This window comes from Bartonella capreoli (assembly GCF_902813205.1).
Taxonomy (GTDB): Bacteria; Pseudomonadota; Alphaproteobacteria; order Rhizobiales; family Rhizobiaceae; genus Bartonella; species Bartonella schoenbuchensis.
In genome coordinates, this window is sequence record NZ_CADDZX010000004.1 from 105,438 (window position 1) to 119,021 (window position 13,584).

At 33.7% G+C, this 13,584-nt stretch carries 11 protein-coding genes, 1 tRNA gene and 1 pseudogene; 6 read left to right on the forward strand and 7 right to left on the reverse strand.

Going from position 1 to position 13,584, the window contains the following annotated elements; translation table 11 throughout:
* Nucleotides 1-175: 175 nt before the first annotated feature.
* Complete coding sequence (gene glpD / locus J7R05_RS04840) at nt 176-1,681, reverse strand: glycerol-3-phosphate dehydrogenase (protein WP_208541410.1); 1,506 nt, start codon at nt 1,679-1,681, stop codon at nt 176-178.
* Between the two features lie 671 nt (nt 1,682-2,352).
* Between glpD and J7R05_RS04845 the strand changes: the two genes are divergently transcribed.
* The 4 genes from J7R05_RS04845 to J7R05_RS04860 all read left to right on the forward strand — a co-directional run bounded on the left by J7R05_RS04845 (nt 2,353) and on the right by J7R05_RS04860 (nt 5,564).
* Nucleotides 2,353-3,210 (forward strand): DsbA family protein, encoded by an 858-nt coding sequence (locus tag J7R05_RS04845; protein WP_208541411.1) that lies wholly within the window; start codon nt 2,353-2,355, stop codon nt 3,208-3,210.
* 226 nt (nt 3,211-3,436) lie between these two features.
* On the forward strand, nt 3,437-3,922 hold the full coding sequence (accB, locus tag J7R05_RS04850) for an acetyl-CoA carboxylase biotin carboxyl carrier protein (RefSeq protein ID WP_208541412.1): 486 nt from the start codon (nt 3,437-3,439) through the stop codon (nt 3,920-3,922).
* A 14-nt stretch (nt 3,923-3,936) separates the two neighbouring features.
* Nucleotides 3,937-5,283 carry an acetyl-CoA carboxylase biotin carboxylase subunit gene (gene accC, locus J7R05_RS04855; protein WP_208541413.1) on the forward strand — a complete coding sequence of 449 codons (1,347 nt, stop codon included), beginning with the start codon at nt 3,937-3,939 and terminating at the stop codon, nt 5,281-5,283.
* A 205-nt stretch (nt 5,284-5,488) separates the two neighbouring features.
* Nucleotides 5,489-5,564 (forward strand) — tRNA-Thr (locus J7R05_RS04860).
* 240 nt (nt 5,565-5,804) lie between these two features.
* On the opposite strand, the gene J7R05_RS04865 is transcribed toward J7R05_RS04860, so the two are convergent.
* From J7R05_RS04865 to J7R05_RS09270, 3 genes are all read right to left on the reverse strand, one after another.
* Nucleotides 5,805-5,942, reverse strand: coding sequence for a hypothetical protein (locus J7R05_RS04865; RefSeq protein ID WP_208541414.1), 138 nt, complete (start codon nt 5,940-5,942; stop codon nt 5,805-5,807).
* 457 nt (nt 5,943-6,399) lie between these two features.
* Nucleotides 6,400-7,536 (reverse strand): N4-gp56 family major capsid protein, encoded by a 1,137-nt coding sequence (locus tag J7R05_RS04870; RefSeq protein WP_208541415.1) that lies wholly within the window; start codon nt 7,534-7,536, stop codon nt 6,400-6,402.
* A 149-nt stretch (nt 7,537-7,685) separates the two neighbouring features.
* A complete protein-coding gene (locus J7R05_RS09270) occupies nt 7,686-7,931 on the reverse strand; it encodes a single stranded DNA-binding domain-containing protein (protein ID WP_281388219.1) in 246 nt (81 codons plus the stop codon).
* Between the two features lie 471 nt (nt 7,932-8,402).
* Here J7R05_RS09270 and J7R05_RS04880 point away from each other — a divergent pair, with 471 nt between their 5' ends.
* Nucleotides 8,403-8,969 carry a hypothetical protein gene (locus tag J7R05_RS04880; RefSeq protein WP_208541416.1) on the forward strand — a complete coding sequence of 189 codons (567 nt, stop codon included), beginning with the start codon at nt 8,403-8,405 and terminating at the stop codon, nt 8,967-8,969.
* Between the two features lie 602 nt (nt 8,970-9,571).
* On the opposite strand, the gene J7R05_RS04885 is transcribed toward J7R05_RS04880, so the two are convergent.
* The 3 genes from J7R05_RS04885 to J7R05_RS04895 all read right to left on the reverse strand — a co-directional run bounded on the left by J7R05_RS04885 (nt 9,572) and on the right by J7R05_RS04895 (nt 12,799).
* The gene (locus tag J7R05_RS04885; protein ID WP_208541417.1) at nt 9,572-10,771 is read right to left on the reverse strand and encodes a multidrug effflux MFS transporter; all 1,200 of its coding nucleotides are present in this window, start codon (nt 10,769-10,771) and stop codon (nt 9,572-9,574) included.
* 212 nt (nt 10,772-10,983) lie between these two features.
* Nucleotides 10,984-11,472 (reverse strand): hypothetical protein, encoded by a 489-nt coding sequence (locus J7R05_RS04890; protein ID WP_208541418.1) that lies wholly within the window; start codon nt 11,470-11,472, stop codon nt 10,984-10,986.
* 148 nt (nt 11,473-11,620) lie between these two features.
* Entirely contained in the window at nt 11,621-12,799 is a 1,179-nt protein-coding gene (locus J7R05_RS04895) for an alpha/beta hydrolase (RefSeq protein ID WP_208541419.1), read from the reverse strand.
* Between the two features lie 374 nt (nt 12,800-13,173).
* Between J7R05_RS04895 and J7R05_RS04900 the strand changes: the two are divergent.
* Nucleotides 13,174-13,371, forward strand: a pseudogene (locus J7R05_RS04900) (Arm DNA-binding domain-containing protein); the annotation flags it as partial.
* Nucleotides 13,372-13,584: the final 213 nt, after the last annotated feature.

Sequence of the window (13,584 nt, forward strand, 5' to 3'; positions counted from 1 at the left end):
CAAATTCATCTTTGCTATTTTTTCACAACACATTTTACCATTTTAAAATCTAAAGGATTTTGATCATTTTAAAATAAGGTAATAACAAGACTAATATTGTGATATATTAGAAATTGTCTCGGTACAAATATACTAAAAATACCGTAGTGCTAATTAATCAATAAGATCTATAATTTTAGTCGATCTTTCTTTTATCCTTTATATAAGTAGCAAGAACATCAGTTTCTTGTTTATTCAATAAAAGTCCAAGTTTTGAACGACGCCATAATACATCTTCACACGTCTTAGCCCATTCCTTTTCCATTAACCATTTGACTTCTACTTCATAAAGTCCATGCCCAAAATCTTTTCCTCTATCTGCCTTACCATTGGCAAATATTATGAGTGCTTCTGTACCATAGGAGCGAGCAAGCCTGCGCCATGTAAATGCATCTAAATCTGGAAGCAAAAGAGCAATCTTTTTTTCAATCATACCCAGTTGATCACACGGAAAATCACCACCAGGTAGCACTGAATTTATTGTCCACGCCACCCCCTTAGAACCAAGCGCCTTTTCAACAAACTTCATTACATCTTCAGCTAATTTACGATAAGTTGTAATCTTGCCACCATAAAGATTAAGAATTCGTGGAGCACTTCCTATGCCCACTTCTTTCAAAACATAATTACGTGTAGTCTCTTGTGCTTTTGTAGCACCATTATCATAAAGCGGGCGAACGCCAGAATAGCTCCACACAATGTTTTCACGTAATATTGGTTGAGCGAAATATTCATTTGCTGCTGCGCAAATATAGTCAATCTCTGCATTGCTAATACGAATATCAGTAAGATCACCTTGATAGTCATAATCTGTTGTTCCAATTAATGTAAATTCTTCTTGATACGGAATAGCAAAAATAATACGGCCATCATTATTTTTAAAAATATAAGCACGATCATGAGTATAAAGGCTTGGGACTACGATATGAGACCCTTTGACAAGCCGCACTGGTGAATATTCTTTATAATCTAAAACATTGCTTAAAATATGATTGACCCAAGGTCCTGCCATATTTGCAATATAGGAGGCAGAAACACAATATTCTTGATTATTTAACTTATCATGAAGCGTTATAAGCCATTTTTGTTCTTCTATTTTTAAAGATAAAACTTCTGTGCGTACTTTTATGTCAGCCCCTCTTTTTTTTGCATCGCGTGCATTGGCAATAACTAAACGGGCATCATCTACTGTTGCATCGGAATACTCAAAGCCTTTATTATAAATTTTCTGAAGTGGAGTGCTAAATTCTTTTGAAAAATCAACCTTTTTGCTACGCCATAGTTTTTGATTCCAACCACCAAGATAGTCATAAAGGAAAAACCCAAAACGTAACATCCAAGCAGGACGCATTCTTTTATGATAGGGAAGAATAAAACGCAAAGGACGCACAATATGTGGAGCCATACGCCAAATAATTTCTCGTTCCTTCAATGCTTCACGAACAAGTCCAAATTCATAATATTCAAGATAACGAAGACCACCATGAATAAGCTTTGTTGATGCACTTGACGTACCCGATGCAAGATCGTTCATTTCAGCTAATCCAACACTAAACCCACGACCTGCTGCATCTCTTGCCACTCCACATCCGTTTATCCCACCCCCAATAATAAACAAATCATAATGCGTTGTGGCTTTCATAATTTCACTTTCATATTAAATGCATTTTGCTTCACTGTGCTCAATATAAAAGATAATTAAATCGGTATGAATTATTCTCACTCCAATATGGGACTACTGTTTATTTAATATAAACAATATTGATACCAGAATAAATTAAAATGGCATTAAATAAAAAAAGAAAAATATCACCATCAAACTATTGTAAAAACTAAAAAATATAGCTTCAAAAGAATAGATATATTAGAGCAAAAAATAAACTGTCTAATAAACATTTTAGTGGTCAATATTTAAGGCATTGAGAAAATATTTATGGTTCTTCAAACATTTTGTAAAATTTGCATTGTTTTGCCATACTTTGAGATAATTATAATAGAAAGGCATTATATAACACACAATATAGCAGCTTTAAAAAAAGTTTTTATTAAAGTGACCTTATGGCATTAAGATTAGAAGAATATTTATTTTTGTGCGTTTATTTCAGGTTTTTCAATACAAAAAACAACCTGAGTAGAAAATATAGCTACTGCAAATCATGCATCATAGAATAATTTTTCATAGTAGTAAAAAAAGCAATTGATGTTATTTCTATTACCCACTAAGTTTATGCCATGATTCAATGTTTTGTTGCGTATACATAATACTTCCCCTATAGTTTTATAGATACTCTATTAAAATATAAAGATATATAGATGACACATCAGCTTCAACACTTAACAACAACATTCATTGCAAAATTTTCAGTGATAGTTACGTTAAGTATTTTAATCTGCTTACCTCTATCAAGCTTAAAAGCAAAAGAGACAACATTAAATAATTCAATCACAGAAAGCCTTAAAATACAGCTTCTGGAAGATTCCACTTTTTTATCCAAACTTAGTGAAAAACTCACAACACGTACAAACGATGATTATATCCGAGAAATTGTAAAAGACTACCTTCTCCAAAATCCAGAAATTATGATTGAAATGCAGCTTGTCCTCCAAAAAAAGCTGGGGGGGATAGAGGAACAACAAGCTTTTGTTGTTAAATCATTAGAAAAGGAAATTTTTCAATCTCCTCACGATGCTGTTTTTGGCAATCCAAATGGTAAAGTAACACTTGTTGAATTTTTTGATTACAATTGTAATTTTTGTAAACGTTTTTACCCTAGTATGGTAAACTTAATAAAAGAATACCCAGACCTGCGAATAATTATCAAAGATTTACCCATTTTAGGTCCTGATTCGATAGAAGCGCATACAATTGCTTATGCTTTTCGACAACAATTTCCAGAGAAATATTTCCAATTTTATAAAAAACTTTTAACGAGCCAGAATCGTGCAAACAAAGCCAAGGCTATAAAAATAGCGGTTTCATTAGGAGCAAATGAAAAAGATCTGTATAATGCAATACAAAACCCGAACCTGCAGGAGTCCTTTAAAAGAAATATTCAAATTGCTTCCACATTAAATATTAACGGTACTCCCTCTCATATTATTGGCGATAAAGTATTCATTGGAGCTGTAAGTGAAGATATTTTAAAAGAAGCAATAGAGAGCATACAATGAAACCTTTTTTTACCCCACTAAAACTATTGAGAGATATCAAAATATATTTTCTAACTTTCTCTTTTTTGTTAACAAGCTTATAAGTGTGACTTTGTCGAGCAGAATAAACTAAAACTGCAAAGTGTAATGAAAACACCAGACAAAAAGGTAATGAACCGCCTAGAGACATTTAAGCATAAAAATGTAAATAGCGATGATCTTTATTGATCAAGGAGTTATAAATAAAATGGCAATAAAAAAAACGGATGCGACTAAACATACCGAAATTAATATGGAACTTATCCGCGACCTTGCTAAAATTTTGAATGATACAAATTTAACTAATATTGAGCTTGAACAAGGTGGGCTTCGTATTTGTGTATCACGCCAAAACACTTTAGCAGCTTCTGAACAAACAATTTATGCGTCTATTCCGGCTCCTACTGTAACCTCTTCTTCAAACCTAACGGCTCCAACCCCGACAAAAGAAGAGCAATCAAATAACGCAATAACATCTCCAATGGTTGGTACTGCATATCTTGCACCTGCACCCGGTGCACAACCTTTTGTAGAAATAGGACAAAATGTTTCTGAAGGTCAAACATTGCTCATCATTGAAGCAATGAAAACAATGAATCATATTCCGTCACCACGTTCAGGCACCGTAACTGCTGTTCTTGTTAAAGATGCTCAACCAGTTGAGTTTGATGAACCACTTATTATTGTTGAATAAAGCGAGAGGTAGATATGATTCAGAAAATCCTCATTGCTAACCGAGGAGAAATTGCTCTTCGCATCCTACGGGCTTGTAAAGAGCTTGGAATCAAAACTGTAGCTATTCATTCAACTGCTGATGCTGACGCTATGCATGTTCGTCTTTCTGATGAAAGTGTTTGTATTGGCCCTCCTCCATCTCGTGATTCTTATTTAAATATTCACCAAATTATTTCTGCGTGCGAGATTACAGGAGCTGATGCTATTCATCCAGGATATGGATTTCTTTCTGAAAATGCAAAATTTGCAGACATTTTAGAAGCCCATGAAATTACATTTATTGGCCCAACATCTGCGCATATTCGCATCATGGGTGATAAAATTGAAGCAAAAAAAACCGCTAAAAATCTTGGAATTCCTATTGTACCGGGTTCAGATGGAGCTGTAACTGATGAAAAAGAAGCTCTGCGTATTATTGATGAAATCGGTTACCCTGTTATTATTAAAGCTTCTGCAGGTGGTGGCGGGCGCGGTATGAAAGTCGTTCGTTCTGAAAAAGAACTTTCCACTGCTTTCAATACAGCACGTTCAGAAGCTCGTGCTGCATTTAATAATGATGCAGTTTATATCGAAAAATATTTAGAAAAACCACGCCATATTGAAATTCAAGTTATAGGTGATGGAGCTGGCAATGCCATTCATTTAGGAGAACGTGATTGTTCACTTCAACGACGCCATCAAAAAGTATGGGAAGAAGCATACTCACCTGCCCTTAATGAACTTGAACGAAAAAAGATTGGTTCCATTGTTGCAAATGCTTGCGCAAAACTTGGTTATCGTGGAGCAGGAACTATTGAATTTCTTTATGAAAATGGAGAATTCTATTTTATTGAAATGAATACCCGTTTACAGGTTGAACATCCTGTAACTGAGGCAATTACAGGTATAGATTTGGTCCATGAACAAATTCATATTGCATCTGGTCAAGGGCTTTCAGTTGCACAAGATGATATTCGTTTTTCTGGCCATGCTATTGAATGCCGTATTAATGCTGAAAATCCAATTAACTTTACGCCATCACCAGGACTTATCACACATTTTCACACACCTGGAGGTTTAGGGGTTCGTGTCGATTCAGGTGCTTATTCAGGTTATTATATTCCACCTTATTATGACAGCTTAATTGGCAAATTAATTGTTCATGGGCGTACACGCTTAGAGTGTATGATGCGTTTACGACGTGCTTTAGATGAGTTTGTGGTTGATGGAATTAAAACTACGTTACCTTTATTTCGCGATCTTATTGGTAACCAAGATATTATTGATGGAAACTATAACATCCACTGGTTAGAAAAGTATCTTGCTGATAAATCAGCTTGACCAAATTTATAAACAGTAGCAAAAGTGATTAGGTTTGAATAACGCTTTATTTATCTCTTAATAAACATTAAAATTGTAAGAGATAAGAGCATAATACAAATCCAACTATTTCAACTTTAAAATATACTTTTTTAAAAATATGTATTGAAATCTATAATTTTCTATTTGCCTTTTTGTAAGTTTGTGTTACTTCCGATACAGTAATGCCCTTATAGCTCAGTTGGTAGAGCACCTGATTTGTAATCAGGGGGTCGGGAGTTCGAGTCTCTCTGGGGGCACCATATGCTTTTTATTATCGTACAACCTATTGATTTTATTTTTTAAGATTAGGGATAAAATAATAGGTTAATGTATATATACCCAGGCTTAGGCTCTGAGAATACATTGTTAAAACCTAACCCAGATTTATTTTCCCTTAATGCAGAAGCAGAGTGTTATATTCCTTGGATAAGCATAATCTCGCCTGCCTATGTTGCAACGTAGAAAGCCATATTATTAAGCTATCCTTGTGTTATTTTTTCTTACATCAATATTCTATAAGCCTCCTGAGGGCCGACAGGACTTAATGTATCGCTAATAATTTTCATAGCAAGATTAATGTTTTGTGCAATTACTTGCGCCTCTTTATCACTATGCCCTTTTGATTGTAAAAACTTCAAAGTTTGCTGACGCTGAACTCGTTTCTATTGTCTGACGCAATCTTAGTACTGTATTCAAAATTTTCTTCTAGTGTATAGTCATTTATATACCCAATAACTCTTGTGTTTTATAAAAATTAGATTTTCTCAATTTGGCCATTGGTTTGTGTTATAATTAAATTATTCATTGTTTACTATTTGCATCACCAATGGGAAAAAGTCCACTTAATAACTAAAGGTAGTTCTTTTTAAAATAAGATAGACAACACTTCTCCCCTTTATGCTTTTTAGTTAATGGCTATATAATTAAATTCATTTAGATAATTACAGAAATTTCTAGTAAAAACAAATACATAGGAATTTTCAATCCAAAAAACTAAAGTAAGTTAATTGCAATAAATATCATTCTCAGAAAACTAAGATATAAAAATTTATTAATTTTCTAAATATTATTTAAATCTCATTTTGCTTATTGATATTATACATTACCTTCAGCAAAAGATGGGATGACAATGGTACCAAAGTCTTGTTCCCCCTGATTAGAATACGATAAAGTATAGCGTGACTTTTTCATACCAATAATAGTTCTGGTAAGCACACCAAACTTAGATTCATAATCAAACATCTTTTCCACCAAATTATAGCGTGTTTCTTCATTACCTTGGACTTCACTGTTGCCAACACGCCCATAAGCCATGATAATACTTTGTGCACCAAGCAAAACAGCACGTCGAACAGATAAAATAGGTTCTTTCGTTTTTGAATCAACACCGTGAGGCACATATGTATCTTCACGTAAAATAACATCATTATACATCCCTACTGCCCCATCAAAAATTGTGTTTTTAAAACTTGGGTTATCATAAACTTCCTTGTTAATATTCACCCATTGATTAAAATCTTTATTTGTGCGTAATTGCGTCACCTGTGTTGGATGAAGATACATCACATAGACACTTTTTCCATTGATACGCACCGGTCTAATTTGAGGGGTAGCCAGTTTTGCGTGCAGCACAGCTTGATCGATAAGAGATAGAGTAAATTTATCGTCTTTTGTAAGTTCTTCATCAGCTTTTTTCTGACCTGGGCGAACAATGCGCATACTGCTTGGCTCTAAGGGTTTATTAAAACCATAATGCGCAGGTTCAATTGGCATGGTGCACCCCTCAAGCTTCATCCATGGCACTGTATACCCTGTAGCTTGAATAAAAAACATCATGCTTAAACAGTCTACATACCAATCAATAAATCTATCTTTCGCCTTTTTACGCAGATTAAATAAAACATGTTCCTGATCGATCGACCCTTCATTTTTAATACGTACAACGTGAGCAAGCTCATCAATAAATATCCTATCACTAAACTGGAACGATTCTTCATTACCTTTGAGCTTTTGGCCTTCGCTAATACCATCACCCATAAGTTTGGCCCGTAATCCCATTGTGATTGAATCACCCGCTGTTTTTCCTAATTTATCCTCAACTTGGATGATGCTATTTTTACCTTTCCCCATAAGTGGTGTAATGGGCAATGCTTTTAAAATCTCTGTATTGAGCTCCTTAGCAAAAACGCTAATTGCTAATGGGTCATTGATATCTATTTGTGTTGTAACCATTTTTTAAAATACCTTTCTTTGTTTTGTTTAAAAAAATGCCGCATTTGTGCGGCATAACCAAGCAACATCACTTGGTTATCTTTAGTGAGCTAAGGTGCATATCTTTTATATGCCCGCTCATAACTTGTTCAAACTTTTCAGAATTTTGCTCAATCCATGCTACAAATTGAGCTTTTGTCATAGAGTAAAGCCTTCTCTTGACAAAAATCATCATCATTTTCTCTGCACAGTAGCTTTAATTCACCCTTATATGGCGGCAAGACAATTCCCATTATGTAACGTTCTTGTCCATTTTTACCTTGCCATCCGTGCGTTTGTAATTGATCTTTAATACAGTAAACTCTAGAGCCTTTGTTGAGATATTGCAGCACAATCTTTGAAAAATATAGAAAAATTACGACAGAATGTCATTCTGTTTTCTCTATTCTTTATTCTTTGACCTATATATCTTTGAAAGTGGTTATACAAAAGTTCACCCTTTCTACTCTAGATGCCATAGATTATTCCTTTTGAATGATTGAGATATAAAAAAGACCTCACTCTCGAGAACAAAGAGAAGGTCAATAAATCGTCAATCAATAAAAACGAATAAACTTGATATTTTTAACAAAAAACCCCGCATTTGCAGGGCTTCTAGCAATATAGTAAAAAATAAAAATAGTATTATTACTGTAATTTTGGGCACAATAAAACTAGTACCACAATGTCATTAAATACTGTATTCTTTTACCCCTGTCAACTAAAAAATCACGATCTAGTATACTTTTATCTCAATCAATCTAAATTAGTGTAAATTGCTCCCTTTCAACGAATCGATTATACGGTAGTAAAAAATTACTGATTAAGCAAAAGGTGGGGAGAATATCATGATACGTATCGTCAAATTTATAGTTTTATTACCCGCCTTAGTGATATTTGGATGTACCAATGTAAATGATTTAGATCAGTATAATGCGCTTTATTACAAATATGTGAGTAAAAAATACAAAAATTTAGAACACTACGAAAAAATGCAAAAAGCATCAGCATATATATACTCTCGTGGTTATAATAACTTCTTTTCAAGATTTCATTTAGTACGACATCGTCACATACTTATTACTTTGTGTGGACGTTATGCAAATTTATTACAGGGTGATTATAATAAAGAAATGTCATGGACAAACTTGCCAGCATATATACGTACACTACGCTATGACTATAATTGGAAAGAAAATGCTTTTATTTCGGCACAAAATTTTAAAGATCCAATATTTAAGTACGCAGAAAAATTTCTTACTTCCCCTGATGGTATGACCCCAGAAACGCAAATGGCAGATCTAGTGTCTACAATAGATGTAGCAATTACTACACCTGCTTATAGTGAAATTATTAAAAAGGTTCCACAATTTTGTACAGATATTCAAAGAGTATACGATATGATGGAGCCATAATATAGTTAATAGTTGTAAATAATATCAATTATTAAATATTTTTAATGGAGGATACAAAGATATGATGTTAATTTTAAAATAGTCGAAGCATTTGCCTTAACTTTATATATATTCTTCCTGTATCTAACAGCCAAAACTAACACAACAAACTCCTTATCATAGAAGGTTACAGAAGTATCCTGTAATCTCCTACATGATGCTTCTATAAACCTAATAATTGACCTCTGGACTTACCCATTGCACATACATTTTCGAGAGGAGCAATGTATTGACATAAAAATTATAATCCGCCGTGCTTCTTACTTTATTTTTAAAAAATTGGGAACTTTTTTCATATCTATCGTCCAAGCCAAGCTCACGCCGCACCTCCTCAAAGTTATAAAAAGCATCTCCATTCCAAACACGCTCTTTCACTTATCAAGCTAAGTAATAATCCTCCGCTTCCTTTATTCCGTGTTTAATAATCTCTTGCAAATAAAAAGCTTCGTAACACCCTATTTAACAGCTAAATTACTCAAACGTGTTTCAAAATTGCTTGTAACCGAAAAAATTGAAACTTCCTCACAAAGCAAAAATTTTCCCATTGTATCTTTTAATTTAGCTTACGATTTTATCTCCAAAGTCATAAAATAATGCGCTCTTCGAATATAAATGATAAAACCTACTAGGCAATATGTAGCCAATAAAATCGCTACAACCCATGGAATATGTCCAGATATTTTTCCGATAATTGCGGCACTTAATGCAGCACTACCCAATTGCAAAGCTCCCATAACGCCAGATGCTGCTCCAGCAGCGTGTGAATGAGATGAAATGGCCAATGCAGTTCCCAACGGCAATAAAAAACCATTACCAAAAGTAATAATAGAAATAGTTATTAAACTTGTCACAAGTGGCCATGGGCTTACAAATATTTGTAAAGCAAACAACATTCCCCCTATGACAAAAATAATATATCCACGCCGTATAGTTTGTTCCATAGCCTCTCTCTTGAGAAACCTTCTCGCCACTAAATTACCCAAGATATAAGTTAGAGAAACACCAATGTAACTATAACCAATGTAGGCGGACGACAAACCTAAAGTTGTTAGTAAAAAAGGTGATTCTACGATATAAGCAAAATAAATTGCGTAAGCAAAACACGGAATAAGTGCATAAAAGAGAAACTGTTTATTTTTTAGAACCCCGAAACTGTTCTTAATGAGTCCTACAGTAGTAAAAGATTGACGTTTTATAGGCGGTAAAGTTTCTGTCAGCACAAAGCAACATAACACAATAGTTAAGAGTATAAAAAGACTTAAAAAGATAAAAGTAGCCTGCCAATGAAAAGTCTGTAATAATATTCCCCCAATGAACGGTGCTAGTGCTGGCGATGCCCCCACAAACGGAAAAATAACTAGATAAAGTTTTCCTGCTTCTTGTTTATTTAACAAATCATTGACAATAGCGCGGCTCAAAACAATCCCTGCACAAGCTCCAAGACCTTGCAAAAAACGCAATACAAGTAAAGCCTGGAGAGTATCTGTATAAATTATACCAAGTGTTGCAAACAGCCATAAAAACAAACCAAATAAAAGTGTCTTTTTACGCCCAAAATTATCGCTAAGAGGCCCATAGATTAGTTGCCCAGAAGCTAACGCCAACAAAAAAATTGCTATTGTACTTTGAATTTGAGATTCAGTAACCTGGTAATGATAACGCATCTCTCCAAGTGCAGGCAAAAAGATATCTGTAGAAATCAAACCACCTACTGATAAACATATAATAAGTATAATAAATAGTAATGTAGGTTTATAATTCATAAAAAAAACGCACTTTATAAGTTAAAATCCAAATTGTTTGATAAAAAAGATAATTTGTAGTGTAATATAATATTATTTTTAATTGTATTTATTTTTATAAAGAACAGTTTTATTTGTAATCAGTATTTTTTTGGTAACCGAAAAATTTGAAACTTCATCACAAAGTAGAAATCTCAATCTAGAAAGCATTTTAATTCTAATTTTATGCAATCTTACTCTTCAAAGAGATGTGGATTTTCAAAAGAAAGCTTTTCTCGTGCTTTTTGTAATCGCTTAATGACTTCATCAATCTTTGACGTAGAACGGGAAGATTCTTGATTATTTAATAGAGATTGTTTCTCTCTACCTTCACAGAAACACTGCATCTGAGATTGAAGTGTTCTAATTTCCTGAAATAAAAAACGACTCGTTTCTTTAAAATTATTATTCAATGAAAATAGTTGATCAGAAATTGATATTAAAACTTGTTTTAAAAAACGCTCATGTTCTTGACGCTTGCGATATTCCAAAATAAGAGCATAACTCATCTCATCTAGCTGCTTTTTAGTAACATCAATTTGACGCAATAAATCTGGGCTTTTTCCCTTGCTATCTTTTTTTACCTTCAAAAGCATAGCATAAACATCTAGTAGCTTAACTGCAGAATAGGATAAATAATCAACTAATGTAGATGTGTTAACATAGTGCTTTTCTGTAACCATCACAAACTCACCTAATGACTGGTTTTACAAAATTATCCCACTATTCACTTTTACCTTATAAGACTATTCTAAAAAAAGTGCTAAAATACTTGCAAAATATTGCCCTTAATTCATTTATATTAGACATTATGCTTTCCAAGCCTCACATCTAATAATGAGTTAAAGGAGACAAAAGATGTATAGGTGCAGAAAGAATAAAATCTGTTGTTTTCTTCAAAATATGACCACTATCAGCAAAAATCTCTTGACCAGGTGATAATTCCGTACCCTGCATAATCGCTGAAGCCAAAGACCCTTCCCTAGAAAGAGCCATTAATGTTGGAGAAGATGCAAATACACTATGCGCCCCACCATCAACATTAGAAAAATCTAAAACTGCTATTTTATTTTTGCGCAATATTTCAATACTTGAACCATCCCCTACGCGAGCATGCCCACCCGTAAGACGCCTTGATAAAGCGAGAGCCTTATCTTTACGAGATACTAAAATAGCTGTTGGATGAGGTAGTTTTTTTATATCATGAAGTTGGCGTTCAAATACATCAAGATCAATATCTGGTGCCGCCATTAAGAAACTTGTAATACGGTAAATTGGTTTATACTTTTTTTGCAAAGCTAAAGTTCTAAATGCTTCCATGATAACGAAATTGCCCATAGAATGCGCAATAACCGAAATTTGATCAGCTGATGTTTCGCTGATAACTGTTAAGAGTTCTATTAACCCGTCACGTGCAAAATTAGCACTATCACGATCATAAATATAAAAAGGCATGGATCCAGCAGAAGGCCACGAATAATGTACAGCAACTGCATCTAAAGAATAATCATAAGAAAATTGAGCTGTGCGGAATGTGCCATCTGCAAAATTATTATTATAACCATGAATAAAAAGAAAAATTTCTTTTTTTCCTTTTGGCTTTTTGGCTAACGCAAGATTTAATTGCCGTTTAAACCGTTCTTTATTGTCATATTGTTGCAAAGCCACTGCTGTAAAATATCTATCAAGACTGGGTTTATACGCGTTTTTTTCAACGATACCCTTCATATGCTGTTGAGGAATTCCTACATCAACGCGATTGTAATACACTCTATTTGATCGCTCTGCCCCATAAGGTTGAGAATAATTGTCTTGGGCCCTGCGACTTGTTGCAACATACACTGGAACGATAGCTTTCGGAGAAATTAATCCACCTTCAACCTCTCGTTGCGTAGCAATCATAGATGGTGTTGCATTTATCCCATGCCAAAGAACAGCACGCTGATTGGCACACGCTATGAGCAAAGTGGTGCAAATAAAAAATATTACGCATTTTAAAAATATTTTCATTACAACACCACCCAACCTTATTAAAAAAGATTTCACACTTTAAGTTTATAGTAAAAAAATGACTCTTCACGAACTTAAATAGAATTACTATTAGAAATGTATTATAATAAAAATAGATAAAGAAGGAATTTTTGTGTTCATCCACACTTCCACAATAATAAAAGAAAATACAAATAGTAATAATAAAGAATATAAATAATACTGCGAGAGGGCAAAGTAGGCTTTAACAATATGAATTCAATTATATAAAATGGTGCAAAGACGTGCTGTTGTATATAACGTTTTATGATTCAATAAGAAAATTAATTGTTAAAGAAAAAAACTCATATCAAAAATTAAAAATGGACTAAAAAGTAGTCAAGAAAGAGGATTAAGTGAGGGCAATTCATAGGTTATCAGCATCGTTTATAAAGACGTCTCCTCAGGGTAAGCATTGTGACGGAGCAGGTTTGTGGTTAAATGTTCGAAAAGACAATACACGCGCTTGGTTTTTTCGTTATACATACCGCAACAAACGCCGTGAAATGGGGCTTGGTTCTGTTACAAAAATTTCTTTAAAAGAAGCACGTAAGTGATTGTTTTTTGAAGAGTATAAAAACTAGTATTTTCATTGTAATCAGCCTCATTTATCCATTACCGCCAAAGATCAAGAAGCTTTTTCTTCCTAAATCCATTCAATTTTAAGATAAGGCTTGATCCCATCTCACATCAGTACTAAAATTCGCTGAGCTATAAAAGAGGTCATTGTTATAAAGTTATTTTAAACGAGAAACAATAGTATCACC